General features: G+C 54.3%; 22 protein-coding genes. 16 read left to right on the top strand and 6 right to left on the bottom strand.

Annotated features, from left to right (window positions below; all coding sequences use genetic code 11):
• Positions 1 to 76: 76 nt before the first annotated feature.
• The 3 genes from ACIP66_RS04140 to ACIP66_RS04130 all read left to right on the top strand — a co-directional run bounded on the left by ACIP66_RS04140 (position 77) and on the right by ACIP66_RS04130 (position 4,269).
• Positions 77 to 1,000 carry a carbon-nitrogen hydrolase family protein gene (locus tag ACIP66_RS04140; protein WP_400645695.1) on the top strand — a complete coding sequence of 308 codons (924 nt, stop codon included), beginning with the start codon at positions 77 to 79 and terminating at the stop codon, positions 998 to 1,000.
• Positions 1,001 to 1,491: 491 nt separating this feature from the next.
• The gene (locus ACIP66_RS04135; RefSeq protein ID WP_400645693.1) at positions 1,492 to 3,411 is read left to right on the top strand and encodes a tyrosine-protein phosphatase; all 1,920 of its coding nucleotides are present in this window, start codon (positions 1,492 to 1,494) and stop codon (positions 3,409 to 3,411) included.
• A gap of 276 nt (positions 3,412 to 3,687) precedes the next feature.
• On the top strand, positions 3,688 to 4,269 hold the full coding sequence (locus ACIP66_RS04130) for a hypothetical protein (protein ID WP_400645690.1): 582 nt from the start codon (positions 3,688 to 3,690) through the stop codon (positions 4,267 to 4,269).
• A 90-nt stretch (positions 4,270 to 4,359) separates the two neighbouring features.
• On the opposite strand, the gene ACIP66_RS04125 is transcribed toward ACIP66_RS04130, so the two are convergent.
• Together ACIP66_RS04125 and ACIP66_RS04120 are read right to left on the bottom strand one after the other, a co-directional pair.
• Entirely contained in the window at positions 4,360 to 5,556 is a 1,197-nt protein-coding gene (locus ACIP66_RS04125) for an SEC-C metal-binding domain-containing protein (RefSeq protein WP_400645687.1), read from the bottom strand.
• A gap of 228 nt (positions 5,557 to 5,784) precedes the next feature.
• Positions 5,785 to 6,768 (bottom strand): AraC family transcriptional regulator, encoded by a 984-nt coding sequence (locus tag ACIP66_RS04120; protein ID WP_400645685.1) that lies wholly within the window; start codon positions 6,766 to 6,768, stop codon positions 5,785 to 5,787.
• 268 nt (positions 6,769 to 7,036) lie between these two features.
• Between ACIP66_RS04120 and ACIP66_RS04115 the strand changes: the two genes are divergently transcribed.
• From ACIP66_RS04115 to ACIP66_RS04075, 9 genes are all read left to right on the top strand, one after another.
• Positions 7,037 to 7,840: a 2OG-Fe(II) oxygenase gene (locus ACIP66_RS04115; RefSeq protein ID WP_400645683.1), complete on the top strand. Its 804-nt coding sequence runs from the start codon at positions 7,037 to 7,039 to the stop codon at positions 7,838 to 7,840.
• A 292-nt stretch (positions 7,841 to 8,132) separates the two neighbouring features.
• On the top strand, positions 8,133 to 8,825 hold the full coding sequence (locus ACIP66_RS04110; RefSeq protein ID WP_400645680.1) for an HNH endonuclease: 693 nt from the start codon (positions 8,133 to 8,135) through the stop codon (positions 8,823 to 8,825).
• Entirely contained in the window at positions 8,822 to 9,463 is a 642-nt protein-coding gene (locus ACIP66_RS04105) for a hypothetical protein (protein ID WP_400645678.1), read from the top strand. The genes ACIP66_RS04110 and ACIP66_RS04105 overlap by 4 nt, the downstream gene beginning before the upstream one ends.
• Entirely contained in the window at positions 9,463 to 9,756 is a 294-nt protein-coding gene (locus ACIP66_RS04100) for a nucleotidyltransferase domain-containing protein (RefSeq protein WP_400645676.1), read from the top strand. The genes ACIP66_RS04105 and ACIP66_RS04100 overlap by 1 nt, the downstream gene beginning before the upstream one ends.
• 796 nt (positions 9,757 to 10,552) lie before the next feature.
• Positions 10,553 to 11,731, top strand: coding sequence for a reverse transcriptase family protein (locus ACIP66_RS04095; protein ID WP_400645673.1), 1,179 nt, complete (start codon positions 10,553 to 10,555; stop codon positions 11,729 to 11,731).
• Positions 11,721 to 12,431, top strand: a complete 711-nt coding sequence (locus ACIP66_RS04090) for a retron Ec48 family effector membrane protein (RefSeq protein WP_400645671.1) — start codon at positions 11,721 to 11,723, stop codon at positions 12,429 to 12,431. The genes ACIP66_RS04095 and ACIP66_RS04090 overlap by 11 nt, the downstream gene beginning before the upstream one ends.
• 213 nt (positions 12,432 to 12,644) lie before the next feature.
• On the top strand, positions 12,645 to 13,607 hold the full coding sequence (locus ACIP66_RS04085) for a hypothetical protein (RefSeq protein WP_400645668.1): 963 nt from the start codon (positions 12,645 to 12,647) through the stop codon (positions 13,605 to 13,607).
• Positions 13,608 to 14,250: 643 nt separating this feature from the next.
• Positions 14,251 to 14,616 carry a DUF6124 family protein gene (locus ACIP66_RS04080; RefSeq protein WP_400645666.1) on the top strand — a complete coding sequence of 122 codons (366 nt, stop codon included), beginning with the start codon at positions 14,251 to 14,253 and terminating at the stop codon, positions 14,614 to 14,616.
• A gap of 148 nt (positions 14,617 to 14,764) precedes the next feature.
• Positions 14,765 to 15,130, top strand: coding sequence for a DUF6124 family protein (locus tag ACIP66_RS04075; RefSeq protein ID WP_212544492.1), 366 nt, complete (start codon positions 14,765 to 14,767; stop codon positions 15,128 to 15,130).
• Positions 15,131 to 15,289: 159 nt separating this feature from the next.
• Here ACIP66_RS04075 and ACIP66_RS04070 read toward each other — a convergent pair whose 3' ends face one another.
• Together ACIP66_RS04070 and ACIP66_RS04065 are read right to left on the bottom strand one after the other, a co-directional pair.
• Positions 15,290 to 15,850: a hypothetical protein gene (locus tag ACIP66_RS04070; RefSeq protein WP_400645664.1), complete on the bottom strand. Its 561-nt coding sequence runs from the start codon at positions 15,848 to 15,850 to the stop codon at positions 15,290 to 15,292.
• 130 nt (positions 15,851 to 15,980) lie between these two features.
• A complete protein-coding gene (locus ACIP66_RS04065; protein WP_400645661.1) occupies positions 15,981 to 17,642 on the bottom strand; it encodes an ATP-binding cassette domain-containing protein in 1,662 nt (553 codons plus the stop codon).
• A 235-nt stretch (positions 17,643 to 17,877) separates the two neighbouring features.
• Between ACIP66_RS04065 and ACIP66_RS04060 the strand changes: the two genes are divergently transcribed.
• Positions 17,878 to 18,246: a hypothetical protein gene (locus tag ACIP66_RS04060; RefSeq protein ID WP_400645658.1), complete on the top strand. Its 369-nt coding sequence runs from the start codon at positions 17,878 to 17,880 to the stop codon at positions 18,244 to 18,246.
• Between the two features lie 219 nt (positions 18,247 to 18,465).
• On the opposite strand, the gene ACIP66_RS04055 is transcribed toward ACIP66_RS04060, so the two are convergent.
• Positions 18,466 to 18,825 carry a hypothetical protein gene (locus ACIP66_RS04055; RefSeq protein ID WP_400645655.1) on the bottom strand — a complete coding sequence of 120 codons (360 nt, stop codon included), beginning with the start codon at positions 18,823 to 18,825 and terminating at the stop codon, positions 18,466 to 18,468.
• 545 nt (positions 18,826 to 19,370) lie between these two features.
• Here ACIP66_RS04055 and gabP point away from each other — a divergent pair.
• Entirely contained in the window at positions 19,371 to 20,768 is a 1,398-nt protein-coding gene (gabP, locus tag ACIP66_RS04050; protein ID WP_400645652.1) for a GABA permease, read from the top strand.
• Positions 20,769 to 20,806: 38 nt separating this feature from the next.
• Positions 20,807 to 21,904, top strand: coding sequence for a GlxA family transcriptional regulator (locus ACIP66_RS04045; RefSeq protein WP_400645650.1), 1,098 nt, complete (start codon positions 20,807 to 20,809; stop codon positions 21,902 to 21,904).
• A 519-nt stretch (positions 21,905 to 22,423) separates the two neighbouring features.
• On the opposite strand, the gene ACIP66_RS04040 is transcribed toward ACIP66_RS04045, so the two are convergent.
• Positions 22,424 to 24,550 carry a TonB-dependent receptor family protein gene (locus tag ACIP66_RS04040; RefSeq protein WP_400645648.1) on the bottom strand — a complete coding sequence of 709 codons (2,127 nt, stop codon included), beginning with the start codon at positions 24,548 to 24,550 and terminating at the stop codon, positions 22,424 to 22,426.
• A gap of 191 nt (positions 24,551 to 24,741) precedes the next feature.
• On the opposite strand from ACIP66_RS04040, the gene ppk2 reads away from it, so the two are divergent.
• Positions 24,742 to 25,557, top strand: a complete 816-nt coding sequence (gene ppk2 / locus ACIP66_RS04035; protein WP_159812131.1) for a polyphosphate kinase 2 — start codon at positions 24,742 to 24,744, stop codon at positions 25,555 to 25,557.
• Positions 25,558 to 25,984: the final 427 nt, after the last annotated feature.

Here is a 25,984-nt window from a genome sequence, read left to right as displayed (position 1 = left end):
GCAGTGAATCGGGCTTTATTCATGATCCCGTGCGGCCGGAGAATCAGCAACACCTGATCTTATGGAGTGAACCGAGATGGCCAAATCAATTGTTGCTGCGCTGCAAATCGGCTCCTTGCCGGGTGGTAAAGGCGAAACCCTCGAACAGATTATTAGTTATGAAGCGGCCATCGTTGAATCCGGCGCTGCGTTGGTGGTGATGCCGGAAGCGCTGCTCGGTGGATATCCGAAAGGCGAGGGTTTTGGTACGCAATTGGGTTATCGCTTGCCGGAAGGGCGCGAGGCGTACGCGCGGTATTTCGCCAATGCCATTGATGTGCCGGGTGTCGAGACTGAGGCGCTGGCCGGTTTGTCGGCGCGCACTGGCGCCAATCTGGTGATCGGCGTGATTGAGCGCGCGGGCAGCACGCTTTATTGCACGGTGCTGTATGTCGATCCGCAGGAGGGTTTGGTCGCCAAGCACCGCAAACTGATGCCGACCGGTACTGAACGGCTGATCTGGGGCAAGGGTGATGGCTCGACGCTGCCGGTGCTCGACACGCAGGTGGGCAAGCTCGGCGCGGTGGTCTGCTGGGAAAACATGATGCCGCTGCTGCGCACCGCGATGTACGCCAAGGGCGTAGAAGTGTGGTGCGCGCCGACGGTGGATGAGCGTGAAATGTGGCAGGTCAGCATGCGCCACATTGCTCATGAAGGGCGCTGTTTTGTGGTCAGTGCGTGCCAGGTGCAGGCGTCGCCGCGCGAGTTGGGTGTGGACGTTGCCAACTGGCCCGCCGAGCGCCCATTGATCGCCGGCGGCAGCGTGATCATCGGGCCGATGGGCGACGTTCTGGCCGGGCCGCTGCGCAATGAAGCCGGCCTGATCAGCGCAGAAATCGACACGGATGATTTGATCCGCGCGCGTTACGACTACGACGTCGTCGGCCACTACGCCCGCCCGGACATCTTCGAACTCAGCGTTGACGAACGCGCCAAACCGGGCGTGCGGTTCACCCAATAACCCCAAACCACCGCGGACTTTGTAGGAGTCGAGCCTGCTCGCGAAAGCGGCGTGACAGCCAGCATCACCGTCACTGACCCACCGCCTTCGCGAGCAAGCCCGCTCCCACAGGTTTCAGCGGTGTTCATAAACCGGCAGACACATACTGTCCATGTAGGAGTGAGCCTGCTCGCGATCGCACTCGATCAGTCGCCCCTTGAATATCTGAACCACCGCGATCGCGAGCAGGCTCACTCCTACACAAACCACCTGCAAACCACATAACCTCTGGGGGAACGCAGTTCAATTGTGGGAGCGGGCTTGCTCGCGAAAGCGGTATCCCAGCCAACAACCAACCCAACTGACACCCCAAAATTCAATCCCCCACAGCCCAATCACGCACCAGACGGCCCAATCGCGCAGCCATTTCGCGACAAACCGAAACTGTCATATTCAGTATCACTTCGCTCCGCATAGTCAGCAGCCCAACGCTTAAACAATGAGGCTGCACCGTGTTTCAACGTCTTGTGTGTTCGCTGTCCGTACTGAGCCTGTCCATCACCGCTGCTCACGCTGCCGAGTCCGTGCCCCTCGACACGCCGCGCTTGAAAAGCATCGACAACTTCCGCGATGTCGCCGGCATCACCACTGCCTATTCCACCGCCCACGACGGCACCATGCGCGCGGGCGTGTTCTATCGCTCCAACGCGATCACGCCGTCGGCGGCAGACTTGGCGACGCTCAACAGCCTCGGCATCAAAGCCGTCTACGACCTGCGCACCCCGAGCGAAATCGCCGGCACGCCTGACACCATGCTCAACGGCGCCACTTACCAAAACATCGACATCATCGGCGCCACCACCTCCGGCTCGAACATCACCAACATCAGTTTCAACAGCGCCGCCGACGCCGTGGCCATGATGGAACAGACCAACCGCGCCTTCGTCAACGACGCCGGCATGCGCAGCCAGTTCGGCACGCTGTTCAACGCGCTGGCCAGCGTCGACGCCGCGCAACTGTTCCACTGCACTGCCGGTAAAGACCGCACCGGCTGGACCGCCGCCGTGTTGCAAAGCATCGCCGGTGTCGACAACGCAACAATCATGGCCAACTACCTCGCGACCAACGACTACACCGCCGCCCGCGTCGCCGCCACGCTGAAAGCGATGCCGCCAAGCATGGCCGCCGTCTACGGGCCGCTGCTCGGCGTGCAAGCCAGCTACTTGCAGGCCGGTCTCGATGAAGTCACCGCGCAATACGGCACGATGGACAACTACCTCAAACAAGGCCTCGGCCTGTCGCAGGAAACCATCTACGTCCTGCGCGGCAAACTCGTCGAATACAACAGCCTGCCGGGTCAGGCCGGACTGATCGGCAACGCCGCTGCCGGCGCCGAACTGCTCCGCGAATTGCAGAACACCAATCTGTCCGGCACCTACAGCGCCTACAACTATTACCTGCAATCGGCCATCGACGCCGGCACCCTCGGCGGTGTCGAATCCCAGGTCGGCGGCCAGGTGCACGCCGACGCCGCCAGCTACTTGCTGCGCCAAAACGCGATGATCGAACAAGCCGCCGCACCGTTCGCCAGCGGCACCGACCTCAAAGTCGGCCAATACCGCTTGTGGACGACCGCGCTCGCCGGCTACCTCGGCACCGACGGCTCGTCCCACGCCGAAAGCAGCAACGAACACAGCCAAGGCCTGATGGTCGGGGTCACCCAACGCTTCAGCGAACAACTCAGCGCACGCGGCGGTTTCGGCTACAGCAAAGGCACCGTCGGCGGTGCGGGTGGCGAAGCCGACACCGACTTCACTTTCCTCAACGTCGGCGCCCGCTACGGCTTCACCAGCCTGGAACAAGGCCTGTTCCTCGACGCCAACGCCAGCGCCGGCTACATCGACTACGACAGCAAACGCGACCTCGGCGGCGGCCTCGGCTCAGCGAATGGCGACACCCACGGCAACCTCACCGGCGCAACCCTGGCCCTCGGCTACCGCGCCCCGGTCAACGGCATGGTTTTCGAGCCAAGCCTGGGCTTCCGCGTCAGCCACCTCGACCTCAACGGCTTCACAGAGAAGGGCAGCGAACTGGCCCTCGACGTCGACGACAACACCGCCACCCGCCGCAGCGCCGTCGCCAACCTCAACGTCGGTTTCGCCCCGGTGGCGATGGGCGCATGGCAACTGGTGCCGGGCGTACAAGTGGGCTACGAACGCACACTGGGGGATAACGAAGTCGACAGCCAAAGCCACTTGCTGGGGCTGGATATCGAACAACGCGCCGCCTTCGACAACCGCGACCAGTTCAGCGGCGGGGTAAACGTCATGGCCAGCCTCGGCGCCCTGAGCCTGGGCGCAGAAATCGGCGCCAACGGCGGCGGCGACAGCCACGGCTTCAACGGCGGCTTAAAAGCCAGCTACGCCTTCTAATGGAGTCCGGTTTCGGCTGCGCTGCTAGCGGTCGGGCCGGGCCCACGAGATTGAGAGAATTATTCCCTAAGCATTGAAGTAATTTGGTGCGCTGGTGCTTTGCATCGTTTTATTGAGTCCGGAACCATACATCAGCGGTGGCGAGTAGCAATCAGATACGACTACCATAGCGCCGTTCAAAACCGAAAAAGAGGTAATTGAACAGTCGTGACCCTTGAGTTGCGCGATACTCAAAGGCGTCGATACGGAAGATATGTCAATGTTAATGGACACGATATGAGTAGATTTAAAACGCTCGTACACGAATACAAATCAAGCCACGATGTCGCTGAAATGTTTGGCGTTTTTTTATACATGGATGAGCATCCAAATATCATAAAAGTCTTGCGTGATGCCGATTGTTGGAGGGCATTCAATAAAATCACCGGGAAAGATTTTGCTGTTTTTTCAATCCGCCCGGCGCAGGGTGAGCATAGTTCCCCTAAATTTCCTGGGGGATCTATGAGCATGATGGTGCCCATTTGGGTTGAGCCAGAGGAAAATCGCGAAATTATCGAGCTCTTTGAGTTGGAAAGTACTCAGAATCTACCTATGGTGCTGCTTTTTACCGAGGTCAACGGTGCATATCTTTCCATTCAATTACCCATCAAAGATTCAACTTTCGATATCGCTTACAATAGCGTTCGGGAACAGCTTGAATTCTCCGTTGGTGCTATATCAGGGGTCAAGCGGGAGAATCTGAATAGTCCGGAAGGGTTGTACGCTGCTTTATCTTTGCGTCAGGATGATCGATTGAAGTGGAAATTTTTCAGGCAGGGTGTTGGGCTGTATAAATTCCTCAAGGATTTAAAACCATAATTTTCTGTGGTTTTAGCAGTGTTGAACCACTATTTAGCTTATCGCTTACATTAAAATAGACCTTCGCGAAGGTCTATTTTAAGTAGCTGTTTACACTGAGCAGCACTTTTTATATTTCAACCCCGATCCACAATAGCAGGGATCATTCCTGCCGGGTGCGCTTTTGTCTTTTGTAATAGAGGCCCAAAGCAAATGCGTAGCCTCATCAATCAAAATCCCGTGGTGGCTGGCTAGGTCTCGTTGCACAGTTGGTATTTCTAGTTCGCCTATTGCGAAGTCGATAGATTTTTTTCTGTTTTCATTAGATGGGTGGGTTTCGCTCTCTTTGCTAGTAAATTTTCTGTTTGGCCCATTGGTAATATAGTCGGCATAGCGGTTGATCAGGTCGAGAGACGAGAAGAATAGCTTAATAGAAGAATTGATCTGCCAAAAATCCCACTGTTCGTGTTCTAAGGAATGGGTAGTGAAAATCAAGGCTGCGTAATCGGCTTCATATTCTTTTCTATGTGAGCTTGAGATCTCGGTAAGAACCTCAGACATGTGCAGTTTCGAATTCGCGGTATCGAGATGGCCGGCATACACATGGCCGAACTCATGGGCGACTATAAAAAGTTCCATACCTCTGCAGAGATCATGTGCCAGCCTTACACTTCTAGGATCGACAGGGAAAGGTTTTGATGTACCGGGTTTTCCATTTCTTACAAGGGCGTCCAGCAAACCGGTCAACCGTATAACGATGGCCGGATCGTTAGCGATCGTTTGTTTTATAGTGTCTGTGCTAACGACGTATGTACCCGCAACGGGGAAGAGGCATTGTGCATATATTTTTGCGATTAAATTGCAAAAAGTGAATAGTTGTGAGTCAAAAAGCAGAAAAGATTTCGATGAGCAGGGTAGATCAACGACCATGGCGTTAATCATGCCCGTTGGTACAGTCGCATGAAGCGGAAAGTTTTCTGTTTCGATATCCAATCGTTCCAGGGTAGTTCTTAGGGTTGTAACTAAAGAGTCGAGTAAGTGAAAGCTGGTCGGTGCGTCGTAACGAGTTGGCAGTATGTGAGCATCCAGAAGGTCGTCAATGCCGTTCAGTACCTCGTTGTTGGAGTCTAAAGATACGAACTTGGGATTCATTTGTCTGACAAATTCTAAAATCGTCGCATTGTTTAAACTATCATGCTGCAAAGTGTGGGAATCTTTATCCGGCAACTCGCCGAATTCGCCATTAGATAGGTAATCTTCAAGGCATTTATAGTCAGCGTTAGTGTCTGATAGATAAGTCCGTTGCATAATATCTCCTTGTATGCCGCGAGAATCCCGGTAGAGACGTCTCGATGAGTGCCGCTGCAGTGTAGTCAATTCGCCATCATTGCAGTAGGGGCTAATGGTTTCCTTGAGCATTTCGGCGTTTGGGTAAGTCGATGTACAGCAACGCGCGGCTAGATCGTGAAGAAAGCGGCTTGGGCGCGCTGCGCCTTCAAAAAGATGGAAAGGCTCAGCGAGAGCATCGCGAACTCTTCAGTACGGGGAGCGAAAACCATGCCTGAACTCCGCCGGACTCACCCCATAAGCCCCCTGAAAATACTGACAAAACCGCCCCACATTACTAAACCCAAACCTCAACGCCACCTCCGTCACCGACCCCGACTCCCGCCGCGCCAGCACCTCATAAGCCCGCTCCAGCCGCACCTGCCGCTGATACGCCACAATCGACGTCCCGACAAACCGCCGAAACCCTTCCTGCAACGCCCGCTGACTCACATTACTCAACCGCGCCAGATCCACACCACTCACCAACTGCTCCGGATGCGCCTGAATAAACTCCACCGCCAACTTCACATGCCGTGGCGCGAGCATCGGCGCCGGCCGCCGCAGCGCCTCGGTGAAGTTGTGCGGCCACGCCTCCAGCACCGCATCAATCAACATCTCGCGCAACCGCGACGGCATCAACGTCCCGCTGTTGATCAACGCATCAAACTCTGCGCCCGTCGCCAGATCAATCAACGCCTTGATCCCCTGAAACGCCGCCGAATCCAGATTCACACTCGGCTCAAACACAATCCTCCCCAGAATCGGTTTACCCAACAGCGCCGACAAACGCTCCGTCAACTGATGCCGATTCACCGAAATCCCATGATGCGCATGATCATCAAAAAACCGCATTGAGCGAATCTCAGCCTTATCAATCGCCAGCCCAACCTGCGTGACGCCCACAGACTCCGTCGCATGATTAAAAACAATCTTGCCTGCCGTAGGAATGACAAACGTAATCTCATCCTGCTGATCCGGAAAAGACACCGTGAAATCGCCGTGATAATGCATCCGCCGAAAACTCACACCATCGTGCCGCCCGTAAACCCCACCAATAATGATGTTCGACGGTAGCGGCGGATTATCGGCATAGCGATTACCAAACAACTTCGAAAAAAGTGCACCGAAATCGTCCGAACGGAGGTTGTCGGAGCGCAGGATAATTTGCTGGCGGACGGGAGTCGGAAACACCGTGGCGGCACCTTCGTGTGGGGGCTCTAGGACAGGGGTGTAGGGGTAGGGCGCCGAGGAGATTAGCAGAGGAAATATGACCAGTTTGTGACAGCCGGAAACATGTCGTTACAGCGCCACAGCACGTTTCGGAAAAGTACACTCGGCAGGCCATTGCCGACATGGCAACCTGCTCGCCACTGAACTTAGCGCACAAACAGCGGCACCGCGCCGAGCGCCCGGCCCTGTTTGACGTGACCTGAAAGACTTGAAGAATATTGGAGCGGCAATGCAAGCCAACACGCAAACACTCCCCATCACCCAGACCCCGGAACTCGACTTCGACCAAAACGCCGCCAGCGCTTTCGGCGAATCGCTGACCAGCGAATACACCCAAGCCACGCCATTCCCGCACATCGTCATCGACAACTTCCTGCAAGCCGACGTCATCGCCAGCATCCGCGAACACTTCCCGGTCGAACCGACCAACAACGAACAAATCTACGAGCGCGGCTACAAAGGCCAACTCAAACGCCAGATCAGCCCCAACGCCTGCAGCCCGTACCTGAAGAACGTGTTCAACACCTTCAACTCCGCACCGATGCTGGAATTCCTCGAAAAGCTCACCGGCATACAAGGACTAATTCCAGATCCTTATTTCGCCGGCGGCGGTTTACACGAAACCAAAACCGGCGGCTTCCTGGGCGTGCACTCGGATTTTCGGCTGAACAAAAAGCTCAACGTAGAGCGACGGTTGAACGTGATTATTTACCTGACCGAGGACTGGCAGGAAGCGTACGGCGGCAACCTGGAGCTTTGGGATGTGGGGATGAAGAAATGCCTGAAGAAGGTGCTGCCGGTTTATAACCGGTGTGTGATTTTTAATACGGATAAGGATAGTAACCACGGGCATCCGGAGCCGTTGACTACGCCGGAGCACATCACTCGGCGGTCGATTGCGCTGTATTACTACACGGCGAGTGGGGTGGGTGGGGAGCCGGGGCAGAGGAATAAAACTCACTATAAGCCGCGGCCGAAGGATCGGTGGAGCGTGACGTACTACGTGGAAAAACTGTTTAGGAAGAAGGGGTGAGAGGCCGCTAGTTCAAGGACGCGGCCATATTTATTTATGCGGGGGAGTAGCCCCCGCTAGGTCTCGTTTCGGCCAATAGCAGTCATTCGTGAGCGGCCGTTTTCGATCCATAGCCGGCGGTGGCGACAGGCAGAAATCGGCCAGAAGCGGTCCTCGATCCATGGTCATCTCCTTTAAGATGGTGATGCATGTTTTCCTCGTCAGCTCTCAGCGTCAATATGTGTCGTTATGATCTATTTGAGCTTTACCTGCTATACCACTTCCAGTCTCGTCAGATTTTAGGCTCCTAACCATGGCAGTTCGCAAACATATACCTACAGAAACGAAACTGCGGCTGTTTTCGGCGGCTGCCGGTCACTGTCAGCGCTCCGAGTGCCTCCAGCCTCTATTCCCTGCAGAAATAGGCGGAGATAAGCATATAGCCGAGATGGCTCATGTTATTCCGCACGGAGAATCGGGACCGCGTTATGAAGAAAGGCCCTCGGGAGAGTTCGAAGCTGACTCCTTTGAAAACCTTATCCTGTTGTGCCCGACATGCCATACGATCATCGACAAGGATCCCGACGGATATAGCCGGGGTACATTGTTAGGTTGGAAAAGTAACCACCTAGCCGCCTTGGCAAACAAGCAAGGAATTCGTGCATACGATGAGCGCGGCCAAGTTAGAGACGCTGTGGTCGCCGCTATGGCCGAAAACAAGGCCGTATGGAAGGAATTCGCGCCCTCTGATGGATCGAGCTTCGAATATGATCCGGAATCTGAAGCGTCTAAGACGTGGGTGCAGAGGATGCGAGGTGTCATACTGCCTAATCATTTCCGCATCCAAGCCATTATCAAGGCGAACCTGCATCACATGACGGAAACTGAGCGGCAGACATTCGCTCGATATCAAGAACATGTTCGAGGTCTCTCAGAACGTCACGTTTGTGGTGTCGCCGGCGGAGCTATCCGCTATCCCACAGAAATGGATGGAATCTTCGAATGAGCTGGCAGGTGAATTACGCACTTAAGTTTATTTGGGCTAATCACGGTGCAGCATCAGCGCAGCATATCCGCGATGACGCTATCAGGATCACGATCCCTGACCGGCCCGACGTAGTTGCGGTTATCTCGGCCGACTACGCGATCAACGCCGAATTAGCAATGAGATACCATGCAGATTACCCCGACATGGATTTCCTATGCGGATATCGAAAGGAGTGTATCTGGGAAGGCGAGGCGATTAGATATTTAGAAAGCAACACAGTAGGCTGGGGAAATTCCGGCACACTTGGCTCCGCCATTCGCACAGGCGACGTAAAGACTGCGGCCCAGAAGGACTACTTCTTCGCGTATCGGCTTATACGGCAAATGAGATCCGTTACGAACCTCGATAGGGAGTTTGATCGTGTCTTCACGATGACGCTCGCCAGTGGGCGCACCTTCCGGGTAGGCATGATCATGGAGTACGAGCCGACAGCCGATGCCATTCGCACCTTCTGGGATAGGTTTGGCCCCATCGATATTGCCTGGAACATCAATCCCAACGGGCATCCCACTAACAATGCCATCGAAGCAGCGCGAAGTCTCGGATGCCAGGTAATGGAATGGGACGAGTTAAAAGAACTGTTGCGGAACCGCTAATGACGGCGTGTGAAGTCGCGAAATACCTACTTAAATCCTGCAAGTCTATGCAGGAGTTCGAGTCCTTCATGTTTGGCTCTTCGCTGTCCGGTGTGGGCAGCGATTATGACATTCTGATCGTCGGCCCATCTGGCCAGCCTCTGTCCCGGCTGAAGGCGGAATTGAGTGTTGCAGGAAAGGAGTTACCGCTCGACGTTCTATATATGCTGCCGGCGGAGGCGGAGGCGACAGGGTTTGTAACGAGCGAAGGATGCATCCCTCTCGCGCGATTGGCCGCCTCCGAAAAACGCTAACTTCTTTCATGGCCTTGGTCCGGACAGTGCTTCCTGGACCACCGGCTCGAGCGTCTCGGCAAAGGAGGAGAAGGAGCAGCCAGCGATAATGTGTGCACTGCGATGCCAAGCGCTCTGTAAGCGCACGTTATGTTGGCTAGGCAACACCATCGACACAAGAATCTACCCGCAGACCGCACGCATGTAGATATAGTGATCGATAAATAATTGTCGTGGGGGACTGCATCCGACTTGAAGCGGCCTGCCGAGCCCTGACTCCTTCGATCGTAGGAGCGTGCGAAGCCCACGACCGCCGATGACCGCGCCGTTTTCGGTCTGCGCTCGCTCCTACAATGCCTGCTTAATATTCGGCGCACACCGCTATCGGCCAAAAGCGGATGACCGATGACAGGCTTGAATCGGTGGGCGGCTCTCTTAAATATTCGAAAACCTAATAAGATTGGAATAACCGCCCTGTTATTCACTTAAGGTATAAAGAGCTAATTGAACAAAAAATATGAATGCGGTAATGTCAATTTGGCATGAGCGTTTCGCTCATATGTTGCACTTGAGCAGAAAATCCCGAGATACCTTGCTGTGTCCTTATATGGAAACGGCGGTGGTGCCTGATTTTAGGTATTACCAAGTGGGCTGGCGGCGGCAAGGAACCAATCCGCACCGACGATACCATCTCAATGATTAGCTCCGCTCGTAGGGTAGAGGCAAGCCAGTTTCGGGTTGCTCAAACGTACGCATCTCTGCTCTTTTCCTTCGCGAGAAGGCAGCGGACTAATACATCAAAGGATCATCAAGCAGCATGGATGAATACGCCCCCAGGAAAACCACTAATGAATCAATTTTTTCAATAGATAATTTGCTTGCGGCACTAGGTCTTAGTGAGGCCGAGTATGAGAGTTTTCAAGATTTAGAAGAAAAAAATCGATACACGCCAATACATCTCAAAAAAAAGAATGGAGATGATAGGATCGTTTTCGACCCTCATCCACTCGTAAGAAAATTCCAGCGCAGAATAAAAAATAGGCTGTTCAATCAAATCAGATATCCTACGTACCTTTACGGTTCAATTTCTGATCTAGAACACCCTCGGGACTATATATCCTGCGCACAACGACATTGCAAAGCCAAGACGATATTAAAAATTGATATAACTTCATTTTTTGACTTTATAGATTATGATTTAGTGTACAAAATCTTCAATGAGTTGTTTTTTTATTCCGACGAAGTATCTGAAGCATTAGCAGATATTTGCACTAGAGAAGGAGTTGTACCACAAGGAGCACCGACATCTAGCTTTATAGCAAACTTGTGTTTTTTTGACGTTGAGGGACAGATCGTTAAAGGGCTAGAGCGGCAAAAACTAACTTACACTCGATTAACTGATGACATCACTGTCTCATCAGAGATACAGGATAAAGATCTAAATAAAGCAAAATCCACTATCGTATCAATGATCGAGCATGCAGGGTTCAAAGTAAACGAAGCGAAAACAAGTATAGAGTCAATTTCAACAACCGCTTTCAAAATTCATGGGCTGAGAGTTAACAAGGAAACCCCCCAGCTTCCGCGAGATGAGATCAGGGCGATCCGGGCTGCGGTGAACAACCTCAAAATTCTTTCGCGAGAACCCAATGCGAGGACAAGCTTTGACTATAGAAAACGTTATGAAAGCATATCTGGTCGAGTTAATAAACTGGCGCGCACAGGACATCCAAGATATAAAAAACATCGACTAGAACTAAAATCCATATTACCCCTTCCGTCCCAAAAAGATATTCGGCGCTGTCTCACTATGCTTTCTACTTTGATGAGGGACTACGACGTTTTTTGCAGTACCCCACTTTACATGAAACGATATCATCGCCTTCGGCACAGGTTGATACTGTTGCAGAGAGTTTATAAGCATGAAGCAAAAAAAATATGGACGGAGTTGAAAGTGCTAACTCCGACAAAAAGCAAAGCTGAACATGAATTATAAAAAGTACATTTTTTCAATAGCCGTTTTTTCTGCAGCGGTTTTGTGCGCAATCACACTCACATCTATATTTCTGACTCTATTAATAGCTCATAATAATTCTTTAGAATTCTGTTTCTCACCTGGATGTTTTGATTTCGCTGCAAAGGCTTTTCAAGAACCTATAAAAATCTTCAAAATCGGCGTTGAGTTTGGAGCTTACGCATTCACTGCAATCGGAGCGGCAACCGCCATACTGACTTATGTAAATTCAGTAAAGGCAGAAAAAAACAACCGACATTTTCAAAAGCACTCTGAATTCAAAACTTTTACTTCGGGGCTGGTAGCGCGACCAAACTCTGGTATAAGGCAAGAAAATTTCAATGCTAACAAATACTATGGTTTTTTATTTCCCCTATCGGCTGAGGCATATTTCATCCCCTCCGAGCCGTACAATATTATTATCAACAGTATTGAACGGCAGGTCGCAGAGACTCAAGCAAACTTTATCCCCGGTGATATACGATCAATTGAACAACATTGCAGGAATATGTTGGCGTATTTCCATTCTTTGGGGATAGCTGTAGAAGAGCCAACAGAGGAAATGTTGATGATGCTTGAGCCCAAAATATTTTCTTTTATAGACAGTATAAATCAACAGTTTACAGATATTGAGATCAGCCTCAGAAGTAAGTCAAGGGATTACATACGCAGTATACAATAGTGTCATTTGTCGAACGCTGATTGGCTGTTCGTGCTGGAAACGTAAAAAATACTATCGGATAAAATGAATAGTTAAATATTACTATCTGCAGATAATGCTGAAGAGCCAACCGTCCGCTGTCGAGAGCGGCAGGCACTGGCCATATTTAGGCGTTCAAATTTGCAAGCACGGGAATGACCTACAGCATTAATTTTTTCGATTGCAAGAGGGTGTATGATACTTAGCCAAGATAGATATTGCTTAACGATTAATGTTCTTGGTCGAAATCCTGAAGTCGATATATCGAAGGAGGAGTTTGAGAACATTAAGCAATGCAATGCAGCGTTGAATGCCGCTTTAGCTGTCGAAGAAAAATACGAGCTAATCACTTGCAATTATTTAGAATATGAGCAAGACCTTTTGAACTGCGCTCTAGCTCATCAGCTGCGGTTCTCAGCTGACTATACTGACATGTTTGATGAGATCACAAAATTTAATAGGCGGATCACAAATATTTTAACGTCGACTCGTATGTACATGGATCATATGCCGAGACATTTAAAAAGATGCCTGCCAGCCGAAGATAAAACTGAAGTTGAGTCTTTTTTTGAGATGCTCACACATGGCGAATACGACGCATACTTTGAATATGCTTTTCTCGAAGCCTTGAGAAATCATCTTCAGCACGCCGGTCTATGCGTTAGTCAGGTAACTTTAGATAATAGGAATTATCCGGTAAGCGATGGGGGGCGTCTATGGGAAAATCGCACTCTAGTCTTCACCGAAAAGAAACTTCTTGATGGAAATCCAGATTTTAAAAAATCTGTAATTAATAGAATGCCTGATAAGATTGAACTGACAACCGCAATACGGGTTTACATCGGCTGTATTTCTCGAATACACGATAAAGTTCGCGATAAAATTCAAATATCAGTTGATGCTGCTCGCGCCTCGCTTGAGGAAATACTCAAAAAATATAGCGACCTGTGCGCATCGCCCACAAAGATGGTGCACGCTAATCGTTATTCATCTGCTCAAGACAGCCCGGAAGAGGTCGTGCTGATTTTTTTCGAGTGGGACGACATTAGAATCAAGTTGCAAAATAAGAACATGACGAATTCAAATCGTGCACGGCATTATGTCAGTAACCGTACGAATACAACAACGATCCTACCTGAGGCGAGTGACCCTGCCTGATTCAGCGCGGCCATGTTAGCGGCATATTGACGTGGAGGGGGGGCGGGAGTTTCGCCATAGGTTTTCCACGTCTCACATTTTTTGCAAGTGTGAGCGTTCATAGTGGTGGTTGTTTGCTGCGTATGCCGTTCTGGAATGGCTGCTTCTGGCCGAATGCAGTCGTTCGATGTATGGGTAGGAGGCACATCCGGTTAAACGTGAACTGAACCGTGTAGCAATTACAGCCTTAATATGTTCGACGCACCATGGGAGATGAGTGTTTCGCTCTGATTAAACGTAACGCCGCAGGCGCGTTTAAATTACACAAACCGTTACGCCATAAAGGCTACATCGCCTTGCGCCGTTGCCTACGCGCACCTCAGAATCTGCTGGCATACGCGACTAAGGAGCGGGCTATATCGTTTACCTGTCACTGCAAAAAACAGTGATCGGGTTTGGTAGCCCGTATCTTGACGAACGTTCGGCTTCACCTTAGGCAGTCTCTTTTTTGAGGCTCTGCCTTTATGGTGGCCATGCGTGGGGCTCCTCCGGGAGCGCCGGGTTTTCTCTGTCTTGACCGGTCTACCAACCCACGTATGGCCGCCACCCTTCGTTTGGTAGCGAAAGTGACGGCTCTTCATTCTTTCAAGAAAGAGGTGCTGTTATGTTCAAAGTTACCCCAAACCCACCGGACGCCGATCCGATCCCGTACGACCCAACGCTCGAACCTCAAAAGATAAAAGAGGCGACCGAACGCGCCATCAATTTCTACCTCAACCCCGACGCACTGAAACTCTCAATCCCTTCCCGCAAAACCAGCCAGATCTTTCTGGTCGATCCCGCCGTGGACGAAGAAACCCTGCTCGTCGAAGCGTGCGAATCGTTAGCCGCCGCGAGTGACATGGCGCGTGATATCGGCAATGGCGTCGACAACTCGCAGCGCCGGGCGCTGTTGATGCTGCATCAGGTGATCATGCTGAGTGAACTCATGGTCAATCGAGTCCTGGATGGCCGTCGCTTGCCGCACTAGCGATTCCGCCGCGATCGCCCTGTAGGAGCTGCCGCAGGCTGCGATCTTTTGATTTTGCGTTTGGTTGTAAGAAGAAGATCAAGAGATCGCAGCCTGCGGCAGCTCCTACAGGGGTTTATTTGATGTTTGCTGATTGGAGTTTTAGTTGATGAGCACTACACCACCGAAGGCGCCGGTGACGGATCCGGCGTCGCCTTATGAATCGTTTGATTCGAGGAAGCTTCATGATGCGGCAGAGCGGGCGCTTGATCATTATCTGGCGCCTGAGAAGATCATGGCCACGCCGTATAGCCCCAGCACTTTGTTTATGGTTAATCCGCAATCTGATACTGAGACGTTGCTGGTCAATGCGTGCGAGTCGTTGGCCTCGGCGACGGTGATGCTGGGGGATTTTGCCGGGATGCTGGAGGGGCCGAATCGCAATACGTTGTTGGGGATTGCGCAGGTTGTGATGTTGGGGGAGTTGGCGGTGAATAAGGCGCTGGATAATGTTGAGCTGAAGGCTTCGGCTTAGGGCAGTCATTTGTGGTGAGGGGCTTGCTTTCGGCGGGGCGTGGGGTGGGTTTTGCTTTTCAAAGCGGGGCCTGCTGCGCAGTCCAGCGGGAGCAAGCTCCCTCGCCACCTATGGCTTCATCCGCCGGAGGTTAGTGGGTTTTAGATGCATTCTGCGGCTTCAGGTCGCCAGCGAAATGATGAAGTCGATCACGCTCAGAGGCACGTAGATCAGGGTGATGGTCGTATAGCCTTTACGCGATCGCGCGAAGAACGCGCAGATTGGCAGCACAATCATGATCACGTCCAGCAGGCCCCACAGTGCTAAAGGCGAGGCGTCGAACAACATGACGTTAACGACCATTCCCAGGCACAGGTACGTGGACAGCGACAGCAATGCGTATCGCCCATCCTGTTCGAAGTAGACGCGCAGGCCGTTCTGCTCATCTTCGCTACGGCTCGGCAGCAACAACGCCGCCGTGACAAACAGCGACAGTGTCAGCATCACCAGCAATAGAAATTCGAGAAACGAGAAGGTCTGTTTGACCGTCGACAGTGCGTTGACGGCCCACCAGAATTCCAGCTGTGTGGTGAAGAGCATCACCGCCCAGACCAGCGGCACCCAGTCTGGCGCGGCCACGCGGCGGATGCGGAATACCGTGAGAGCGCCGAGCAGCAGGCGAGTGACGGAGAGGCCGAGGATCATCGAGAGCACGGTGGCGACGATCGGGAAGTTGTTCATCAAGCCTCCCGTGGATTCGTACTGGGCGAGGGCGGGGTCGTTGTTGTCACTGACCTTAAACTTAGCGTGGAACAGCGTTTGGGCAAGTTGCCTTTGCACCCGGCGATCATGATTTTTGAACTCCGCCGGGTCACACCTGAACAGAGTCAGCGGTGGTCTCATTCAATTCTATTTTTATGCCGTACTTCTTTTTCAGCTTTTCGTCATGGGTGACGATGATCAAGTTGCGTGTATGCAGGGCGAGCCATTCAACGATTTTGTGCGCGGTTCGTTCATCAAGCGCGGCAGTAGGTTCATCCAGTATTAGCGTGGGCTTGTCTCTTAATATCGCCCGGCCGATGGCGATTCGCTGTCTCTCACCACCACTCAATCCGCTGCCGGCGACGTCTATTACTGTTGCCAGCAAAGCGTCAGCGTCAGTGCCTTGCCGTGTAAATCCGAGCAGTTCGACAATTTCCTTCAGTCTGTTTTGGCATACGTCATCAGCGCCATACAGCAGGTTATCTTCGAGCGTACCGGACACCAGAACCGGTTTTTGCGGCGCGACGGAAACCTCTGACAGTATGTGTTCGGTGAGTGCCTCACTGATCCGGTGTCCTCTGTAGAGGGCCGTTCCTGTATGGGATTCTTCGAGACCCAAAAGAATGTTTATCAGCGTTGTTTTTCCCGCGCCGGATTTTCCTGAAATGATATTTACGCCAGACATCAACTGACCGTTGATGTTGTTCAGGATGGTTCTGTTGTCCTTTGCCAGTGTTACGCCTGTGAGCGTAAAGCCTTCGACGTCTGCGTGATGCTTCGGGTGGTACTGCTCTTTAATGTCTTCCTCGATGTATTTGATGCCGTCGTTCAAAGAAATGAGGTGGGCTTGAAGGTTGAACAGAGTGCCCGCCAATAGATGGAGTTGCAGGGTGAACAGGGTGATGTATCCAACGATCATGATGAAATCGCCAGCCGTAAAATTCGTGCGGTAGTACAGGCCGGATAACAGTATGAAAAATGTCAGTACGGCGCCAATGGCCAAGCCTTGGCAGGCAATCCGAATGCCCATGCGAAGGTTGGCGTCTCTGATGGTTTTGACGTAGTTGTCGAAGAAGGTTCGGCCAAGAGCGAGTTCCTTGGGCAGGCTGTTGTTGATCTTGATGTCGTAAACCCTGCCAAGCCTTTCGACGGTATAGCTTGAAAGGTTGTTGTCGGCTTCAAACAAGGCGCGATGAATGCTTGAACTGGACTTGGCAACGTAGATGGCCAGGGATGTCAGTGCGACGCAGGCGACGAGAAACAGCATCGCGTAAGCCGCACCCATAATGGTGTAAAGCACGCTGATGGCGACGATGATTTCAACCGCGATAGGAACGATTGTCCAGAAAACGCCCACGGTGACCAGGCTGAAACTGCTGGCCGATCGATTGATGTCAGCCGCTACATAGCCAGGGTCGAGCGTTCGCTGTTTGCTGTGAGCGTACTGAAAAATTCGGGTGAGGATGGTTTCGTAAAGGGTCGCGTCGCACTTGGCGAGTATCCAAGCTGAAAAGACTCCGCGAACGCTGGAAAGCACTTGTGAGACTGTCCAGAGTAAGGCGTAGCAACCTGCGAATAAGAGGAATTGAGTGCTTGCGTTCGGAGCGCCGTCAAAGGTGTTTGCGGCATTTCTCAGTAGTACTGGAAGCAAGGAATTAAGGGCGCTGCAGAGTATGAACAGTGCGGATACTGCGATGAAGCTGGCGGTAAACCATCGATAGTTGTTCGAGATTATTTTGAAGCTTTTCAGGTAATGGCTGACCCAGTTCATATGAATCCGTTCTTGATGGGGTTAAAGCGAGTTGCTTGGGTTGCGGCAAGCGTTCAACGATAGGGTTTGACCTGAGGACAAACAAGTCGGTGAGATCCGAGGTGGCTGTAGGCGATTGCCTGCGATGTTGTAGTTTTTGCGCTTGAGTAGCGGGCACTTTCCAATGATGGTCGGACGTTGGGTTAGGATGATCGGCAACCGGAACGGAAACTCTGAACACAAGGACGCAGCCTTTATGGAATCTGCTTTTTCACAAATCACCGAGCGTTTGCACGACCGTCGATTTGCCGTAGCGAACAACGCGCAAGGGTTGTCGGGGGCTGATACGGTGTTTCATTACCGTGTCGAGGGCTCGGGCATTTTGAGTACTTATCAGGGCGGTCGGATTCGCGCGGGGCATCAGGTTGGCCGGGTGACTGGGGCCGATACGATTGAGCTGCTTTTCCATTGTTTGACGACGGGAGGCGAGTTGCTTTCCGGTTGGTCGCGGGGGACGGTGGGGGTTGATGAGGCGGGGCGGACGACGTTGAGTTTTGTGTGGGGCTGGCTGTCGGGGGCGAGTGGGGGCGGGGAGTCGAATTATGTTGAGGTTGTTGGGGAATAGTTGAGCGGGATTGATGGCTGTTGGATTTGGGTTGGATGGGCTGACGTCTTCGCGGGCAAGCCCGCTCCCACAGTCGGTGGCGGGTTTGGGGGCTGGGTAAGCAGGCAAAATCCTTGTAGGAGTGAGCCTGCTCGCGATGGCGGTGGGTCATTCAATGTTGATGTTGGCTGGATGAGCGCTATCGCGAGCAGGCTCACTCCTACAGGGGTTGGCGATTAGTTATAGCCCGCCGAAGCCTGCGAACCATGGGAATACCACGTTGCCTTTATGCCCTTTGTAGTGGGCTTTTTGGCTGAGCTGTTGGCGGCAGAGGATCCAGCTGATGACGGCGGGGAGGAAGATCAGGTTGATCAGCCACTGGAAGGGGTTGGTTGATTGGTAAAGGATGGTGGCCAGGATGTTGATCAGGACGAGGCCCATGATGATGAGGTTGTAGTGGATGTGCCTGCGTTTGATGGCGGCAAAGCTTTCCCAGTCATCGATGAGCCAGTCGTGGGAGAAGTGGCCGCAGTCGGGGCATTTGTGGGTGGGCGGGATGTGGCTGACGAGATGGTTGCAGTCAGGACATCGGAAGTTCATCGAGGTATCCAGTGGTGGGGGATGCTTAGCGGGGTTGGGGTGAGGTTAGCAGGGTGGGGGTGGTTTGCCATTGTTGCGACTGGGCAGGGTGGGTCCGTTGTTTAGGTGTTGAATGTGCTGGCTTCTTCGCGAGCAAGCCCGCTCCCACAGGTTTCTCGGCCATACACAAAATCCGCCACAACCACAAATCCCCTGTAGGAGCCGAGCTTGCTCGCGAAAGCGGTGTGTCAGGCACATTGATATTGAAGGTGCCGACGTCTTCGCGAGCAGGCTCGCTCCCACGGGTTTTGCTTCGGTCTTTCGGCTGGTGGGTCTTGTTCGAGACCTTAAGGTTCCCCCGTGTCGATTTCAGACCAAACCATGACGCCATCAGGCTACTGAGCCCTCCACCAAGCCAGATAAGGTGAAGTGTCTTTTCATTAAAGAACCACATCGGTTTGATAAGAACTGCGGCGGTTGGACGGGGTTTCTTGTACGGCAACAACGGTGATCCGTTGCCCCTGTCCAGTCGCTTGAATGTCGATCAGCAGAGAATAAAAAAACCAATGATTAGCCCGTCCAAGGATTCGAATGGCCAATTGGCGCAGGGCTTTAAGCCTCGTCACGTAACAATGCTGTCTATCGCCGGGATCATCGGCGCCGGTTTGTTCGTGGGCTCGGGGCATGCCATTGCGGCGGCGGGGCCGGCGGTGTTGTTGGCGTATTTGTTTTCGGGTTTGCTCGTGGTGCTGGTCATGCGCATGCTCGGTGAAATGGCGGTGGCCAATCCGGACACCGGCTCGTTTTCCACCTACGCCGATCAGGCCATCGGGCGCTGGGCGGGGTTTACCATCGGTTGGCTTTACTGGTGGTTCTGGGTGTTGGTGATTCCCATTGAAGCGCTGGCGGCCGGCCATGTGCTCCATCAATGGTTTCCGCAGATCGATGCGTGGCTGTTCGCGTTGGTGTCGATCGTTGTGCTGGCCGTGACCAACCTGTTCAGCGTGTCCAAATACGGTGAATTCGAGTTCTGGTTCGCCATGGCCAAAGTCGTGGCGATCATCGGGTTTATCGGCGTCGGTTTTGCCGTGTTGATGGGCTGGGTGCCGGATCGCGAAGTCAGTGGCCTGAGCGGCTTGATGGCGACCCACGGCGGGTTTGCGCCCAACGGCCTGTCGGCGGTGGTCGGCGCTTTCATCACCATCATGTTCAGTTTTATCGGCACCGAAGCGGTGACCATCGCCGCCGCCGAATCCAACAACCCGGCGCAGAACATCGCTAAAGCCACGCGCTCGGTGATCTGGCGCATCGGCGTGTTTTATCTGCTGTCGATCTTCGTGGTGATTTCCGTGGTGCCCTGGAATGATCCGCTGTTGGCCTCGGTCGGCTCGTATCAACGGGCGCTGGAAATCATGAATATTCCTCACGCCAAATTCATGGTCGACGTCGTCGTGTTGATCGCCGTCGCCAGTTGCATGAACTCTTCGATCTACATTGCTTCGCGCATGTTGTTTTCGCTGGGACGCCGTGGCGATGCGCCGAAGGCGTTGAAGGTGACATCGGCCGCCGGCGTGCCACGGGCGGCTGTTTTCGCCAGCACCGTGTTGGGCGCGGCGATCACCGTGTGGAGCTATTTCATGCCTGCCGGGTTGTTTGAATTCCTGCTCGCCAGTTCTGGTGCGATTGCCTTGTTGGTGTACCTGACCATCGCTGTGTCGCAGTTGCGCATGCGGCGGATCTTGCGCCAGCGCAACGTCGAGCTGACCTTCCGCATGTGGCTGTTCCCGTGGCTGACCTGGCTGGTGATCGTGTTCATTTGCGCGGCGTTGACGGTGATGATGATCACCCCGCAACACCGCACCGAAGTGAGCACGACCATTGGCCTCGCGTTGCTGATTTCCTTCCTCGGCCTGGTGACCTCGCGTGATCCTGCGCAGGCGGCCCGGGTGACGTCAGCGGGTTAACGCCGAACCACAAACGCTTTTGTAAGGACACGAATCCGATGTCATCGAACGCTGCCGCACCCGACGGTGCGACTCAATCCGTTGGCTTTCTGCTGTTGGACAAATTCACCCTGATGTCGCTGGCGTCCGCCGTCGAACCGTTGCGCATGGCCAATCAATTGTCCGGGCGTGAGCTGTATCGCTGGCAGACGTTCAGCGTTGGCGGCGCGCCGGTCTGGGCCAGCGACGGCGTGCCGATCACGCCGGATGGGTCGTGGAGTAATCCTTGCGTGGATACGGTGATTGTCTGCGGCGGCGTCGGCATTCAGAGCGTGATTACGCGGGAGCACATCACTTGGCTGCAGGCCCAGGCGCGTCAATCGAAGCGCTTGGGCGGCGTGTGCACCGGCAGTTGGGCGCTGGCGAAAGCCGGGTTGCTCGACGGTTTTGAGTGCAGCGTGCATTGGGAGTTTCTCGCGGCGATGCAGGAAGCGTTTCCGCGTGTCAGCGTCAGCACCAGCCTGTTTAGCCTCGATCGTAATCGCGTCACCAGCTCCGGCGGTACCGCGCCGCTGGACATGATGCTGCACTTGATCAGCCGCGATCATGGCCGCGATTTGTCCGCCGCCATCTCTGAGATGTTTGTCTACGAGCGCGTCCGCAACCAGCAGGATCATCAGCGCGTACCGCTCAAGCACGTGCTCGGCACGCATCAGCCGAAGCTGCAAGAAATTGTGGCGCTGATGGAGGCCAATCTTGAGGAACCGATTGAGCTCGATCACCTGGCGGCGTACGTTGATTTGTCGCGTCGACAGCTGGAGCGGTTGTTCCAGAAATACCTCAACTGTTCGCCGTCGCGTTATTACTTGAAACTGCGCCTGATTCGCGCGCGGCAACTGCTCAAGCAAACGTCGTTGTCGATCGTTGAGTTGACGCATGTTTGCGGCTTTGTTTCGACGCCGCATTTTTCCAAATGCTATCGCGAACACTTTGGCGTCCCGCCGAGCGACGAGCGCGGTGGGTCGGAGATGAGCCGCAAACCGGCGCTGAAGGCGGTGTCGACGCAACCGCTGACGGTGCTGGAGCAGGCACGGAATGAGTCGACGTTTGCCAGTGTTCGGATGGTTGAACACGCCGATTTGGCGCAGATAAGTTGATCGACACCAGTCAGTGTGGGAGCGAGCTTGCTCGCGAAAGCGGTGTATCAGCCAGATTGATGTTGAATGTGCCGCCGCCTTCGCGAGCAAGCCCGCTCCCACATGTTTCTCGGCCATACACAAAATCCGGGGGAACACCACAAATCCCCTGTAGGAGTGAGCCTGCTCGCGAAAGCGATTTATCAGCCACATTGATGTTGAATGTGCCGCCGCCTTCGCGAGCAGGCTCACTCCTACAGGGTGCTATGCCGTACACAAAATCGCCGCCACACACCACAAATCCCTGTGGGAGCGAGCTTGCTCGCGAAAGCGGTGTATCAGCCACATTGATGTTGAATGTGCCGCCGCCTTCGCGAGCAAGCTCAGCTCCTACAGATTTTCTGTCGTACACAAAATCTGAGTCAGAACACAAATCCCCTGTAGGAGTGAGCCTGCTCGCGAAAGCGGTGTGTCAGACAAGGAGATGTGGGATGTGCCGCCGTCTTCGCGAGCAAGCTCTGCTTCTACAAAGGTGTGGGGTTAGAGCAAACTCCACGAAACCCCGACGTAAACCCCCATGCCTTCCCCCGGCGTCGACCGCGCGGCATCCTGACCTTTGTCGTCATAACCCGGCGTGACCGTGGCGGCGTAGTGTTTGTTGGTCAGATTGCGCATGTCGACCCAACCCTGCCAGTCACCCTTCGGCGCGTTGTAGCCGAGCGTTGCGCCGAACAGTGCGTACGGATCGGCGTAGTAGCTGTCCGCGTAATCCACGGCAACTTTCGACACCAGTTGCGTGTTCACCGCCGCGAAGAACCCCTGCGGCCAGTCGTAACGCAATTCGCCTTGGTAGTAATGCATCGGCAGGCCCGGCAAGCGGTTGTCGCTGAAGCGGTCATCATCGCGATAGTGGAAATCGCTGAAGGTATACGCCTGACGCAGACTCAACTGGCGACCATCGGCAGCCGACCAGAGTTTGCTGTTGAGGCTCGCTTCAACGCCTTGGTGCACGGTCGGGCTGGCGTTCAACTCATACGGCGTGACGGCGTTGGCATCCGGCAGCACTGAAAGCAGTTCATGCCGCACCTGCGCGTAGTACCACGCCAGGCTCCAATCGCCGATGGCGCTGTCGCCACGCCCGCCGAGCTCCAGCGTGGTCGCGGTCTGGTTTTGCAGTTTGATCGGGTCTTTCTGCGTCCCCGTCGCGGCGCCGTTACCGGCAGCGAAGCGCACGTTGGAGCTGTAGATCAGCGACCACGGGTGCGGCGCTTCGACGGAGCGGCTGAGGTTGCCGAACACTTGCAGATCCGGGTTGATCTGGTAGCGCAGGCCGAGGCGCGGCGCGTAGTCCCAGTCGTTCATGCTGGTTTTGCCACCGCTTTGCGGATAGGTCACGTCGCTTTCGCGGCGGGTGTAGATCGCGGCGAGGCCGGTGGTCAGCCAAAGATCGTTGGCGATTTCGAGGTCGTTGCCGAAGTGCAGTACGGTGTCCGAACCCTGATAGGTGAAATCGCGCATTTTTGTACCCGGCGCATAACCGGCGGTGTTGCCGGTGGGAATGCGCACGAATTCGCTGGCGCCGTCATTGGGCAGGTGTTTGGTCACGCGCAGGCCGACGTTGCTGCGGCTTTCCATGCCGAAGATCGTGTCGCGACGTTTGTAGTCGAAGGTGCCGCTGACATCGGTGTAAGCGACTTTTAAACGGTTCGGGCCTTCGCGCAGATCCATCGGGTAGTCGTGGTAGACGAGGCCGGTCTGGATGCTCGAATCGTCGTCGATGTAGAAGGTGGTTTTGTTGCCGATGAAGGTGCTGCCCGGTTGCTTGCGGCTGTCGTCGCGCGCCACGTAAGACGGGTTGGCCGCGCGCGGATCGTGCTCGATGGAGTGCTTGGTCACGCGGCCGGCGAGGTCGTTGTCGGTTTCGCGGTAGCGGATGTAGAAACGCGTTTCCAGGTTCGGGTTGAAGCGATAACCGAAGTTGGCGATCACGCCTTTGCTTTCGCTGGCGGTGTGATCCTGATAGCCGTCGGCGTTGGAATCGGTCAGCGACACGTAGTAGTCGAAGTCGCCAAGCACTTGCCCGGAACTGACCTGACGCTGCTGATAGCCGTGGCTGCCGGTGGCGTAGCGCACTTGCAGTTTCGGCGCGTTGTAGCCGGTGTGGCTGACGTAATCGATGGCGCCGCCGAGGGCCAGTGAGCCACGGTCGAAACCGTTGGCGCCGCGCAGCACTTCAACGTGATCGACCCACAGCGGTTCGAGCAATTCGTACGGCGTACCGCCGGGGCCGGTCAGCGGCAGGCCGTCGAGCATGGTGTAAAGGCCCGAGGCGTGGGCGCCCGGCGCGCGATTAATGCCCGAACCACGCACGGAAATCTTCACGCCTTCGTTGCCCGCCGACTGCGCGTAAACGCCCGGTTGATAGGCCAGCACATCCTGATTACTCGAGACGCGGCCCTGCAACGGTTGGCGCATATCGACCACGTTGGTGCCGCCGGGCACTTGCTCGAGGCGCTCTTTGGCTTCTTCAACCGACGCATCCGAACCGCGCTGCTCATCGGCCGAAATCAGCACTTGCCCCAGTTCCAGACCTTGAGTCTCGGCCATCGCCGGGCAGGCAAGGGCCAGGCCCAGCAGGGCAGTGGGCAGGGATTTTGGCGACGGCATCGAAAAACTCCAGACAGGCAAGGGCGGGCAATGAATGAACAGTGCGACGCAGGAAAGAACGAAGGAAACACATGGCAATTTTGCTTTTTACCCGGCGATGGCAAACAGCAGGTCATGAACTAACCTCACGTGTCTGGTGTGTGTCGTCAATAAACATTCTGTTTCTGCATTCATTCGAGAGGGCCGGGGTCATGGCAAAAGACAAAAAGAAGGACGCCAAGGCGCCTGAAAGTCCGAAGCTGAAAAACAAGGATTACCTGGAGCAACTGCGCAAACTGCACGTTGAGCTGGTCAAGTTGCAGGAATGGGTGATCGCCGAGGGCGTAAAGGTTTGTATTGTTTTTGAAGGCCGTGATGGCGCGGGGAAGGGCGGTACGATCAAGGCGCTGACTGAGCGTGTGAGCCCGCGGGTTTTCCGCGTGGTGGCGCTGCCGGCGCCAACGGATCGCGAGAAGAGCCAGATGCATGTGCAGCGTTATTTGCCTTATCTGCCGGCGGCGGGGGAAGTGGTGATCTTCGACCGCAGTTGGTACAACCGCGCCGGTGTCGAGCGGGTGATGGGCTTTTGCACGGATGAGCAGGCGGACAAGTTTCTCAAGTCGATCCCGTGGGTTGAGCATGCGATCGTGCAGTCCGGGGTGATTTTGCTGAAATATTGGCTGGAAGTGAGCCCGGAAGAGCAGACGCGGCGGCTGGAAGCGCGGATCAATGACGGTCGCAAGATCTGGAAACTGACGCCGATGGATCTGAAATCCTACAGCCGATGGTACGACTACTCGCGGGCGCGGGATGAGATGTTCAAACATTCCGATACCGAGCATGCGCCGTGGCTGGTGGCGGATTCGAATGACAAGCGTCGGGCTCGGCTGAACATCATCACTGATGTGCTCAGCCGTATCCCGTATGAAGATGTGAAGCGCGAGAAGGTCGAACTGCCGAAGCGGCAGAAGGCGGGCAAGTACAAGGATCCGAATTATCCGTATCGGCGTGTGGCGGAAAAATTCTGATAGTGAGCCGGGTGCGATGTTGAACCCACCGCCGCCTTCGCGGGCAAGCCCGGCTCCCACAGGGGGCTCGGTCGTATGCAAATCCCCGAACACCCCACAAATCATTGTAGGAGCTGAGCTTGCTCGCGAAAGTGGTGGGTCAGTCACCATCTCCGGTACAGATCCACCGCTTTCGCGAGCAAGCTCAGCTCCTACATGGGGCTCGGTCGTACCGAAGATCCCGAACACCCCACAAATCCCTGTGGGAGCTAGCCTGCTGGCGATTGCTTTGGGTCAGGCAACATCTTCGGCACAGACACTCCGCTTTCGCGAGCAGGCTCACTCCTACAGGGTTCTTGGCCGTACACAAATCCCCGAACACCCCACAAATCTTTGTAGGAGCTGAGCTTGCTCGCGAAGGCGGTGGGTCAGGCAACATCTTCGGCAC

It is taken from the genome of Pseudomonas sp. NPDC088429 (assembly GCF_044753305.1).
GTDB lineage: Bacteria > Pseudomonadota > Gammaproteobacteria > Pseudomonadales > Pseudomonadaceae > Aquipseudomonas > Aquipseudomonas rustica.
This window is presented reverse-complemented; position numbering and strand designations above follow the sequence as displayed.

Coding starts and splice junctions, on each gene's coding strand:
- ACIP66_RS04080 (WP_400645666.1), top strand. CDS start 14,251: ATGTTCAAAGTTACCCCAAACCCACCGGACGCCGATCCGATCCCGTAC.
- ACIP66_RS04075 (WP_212544492.1), top strand. CDS start 14,765: ATGAGCACTACACCACCGAAGGCGCCGGTGACGGATCCGGCGTCGCCT.
- ACIP66_RS04045 (WP_400645650.1), top strand. CDS start 20,807: ATGTCATCGAACGCTGCCGCACCCGACGGTGCGACTCAATCCGTTGGC.
- ACIP66_RS04070 (WP_400645664.1), bottom strand. CDS start 15,850: ATGAACAACTTCCCGATCGTCGCCACCGTGCTCTCGATGATCCTCGGC.
- ACIP66_RS04090 (WP_400645671.1), top strand. CDS start 11,721: ATGAATTATAAAAAGTACATTTTTTCAATAGCCGTTTTTTCTGCAGCG.
- ACIP66_RS04085 (WP_400645668.1), top strand. CDS start 12,645: ATGATACTTAGCCAAGATAGATATTGCTTAACGATTAATGTTCTTGGT.
- ppk2 (WP_159812131.1), top strand. CDS start 24,742: ATGGCAAAAGACAAAAAGAAGGACGCCAAGGCGCCTGAAAGTCCGAAG.
- ACIP66_RS04140 (WP_400645695.1), top strand. CDS start 77: ATGGCCAAATCAATTGTTGCTGCGCTGCAAATCGGCTCCTTGCCGGGT.
- gabP (WP_400645652.1), top strand. CDS start 19,371: ATGATTAGCCCGTCCAAGGATTCGAATGGCCAATTGGCGCAGGGCTTT.
- ACIP66_RS04110 (WP_400645680.1), top strand. CDS start 8,133: ATGGCAGTTCGCAAACATATACCTACAGAAACGAAACTGCGGCTGTTT.
- ACIP66_RS04055 (WP_400645655.1), bottom strand. CDS start 18,825: ATGAACTTCCGATGTCCTGACTGCAACCATCTCGTCAGCCACATCCCG.
- ACIP66_RS04060 (WP_400645658.1), top strand. CDS start 17,878: ATGGAATCTGCTTTTTCACAAATCACCGAGCGTTTGCACGACCGTCGA.
- ACIP66_RS04040 (WP_400645648.1), bottom strand. CDS start 24,550: ATGCCGTCGCCAAAATCCCTGCCCACTGCCCTGCTGGGCCTGGCCCTT.
- ACIP66_RS04125 (WP_400645687.1), bottom strand. CDS start 5,556: ATGCAACGGACTTATCTATCAGACACTAACGCTGACTATAAATGCCTT.
- ACIP66_RS04115 (WP_400645683.1), top strand. CDS start 7,037: ATGCAAGCCAACACGCAAACACTCCCCATCACCCAGACCCCGGAACTC.
- ACIP66_RS04095 (WP_400645673.1), top strand. CDS start 10,553: ATGGATGAATACGCCCCCAGGAAAACCACTAATGAATCAATTTTTTCA.
- ACIP66_RS04130 (WP_400645690.1), top strand. CDS start 3,688: ATGAGTAGATTTAAAACGCTCGTACACGAATACAAATCAAGCCACGAT.
- ACIP66_RS04100 (WP_400645676.1), top strand. CDS start 9,463: ATGACGGCGTGTGAAGTCGCGAAATACCTACTTAAATCCTGCAAGTCT.
- ACIP66_RS04105 (WP_400645678.1), top strand. CDS start 8,822: ATGAGCTGGCAGGTGAATTACGCACTTAAGTTTATTTGGGCTAATCAC.
- ACIP66_RS04065 (WP_400645661.1), bottom strand. CDS start 17,642: ATGAACTGGGTCAGCCATTACCTGAAAAGCTTCAAAATAATCTCGAAC.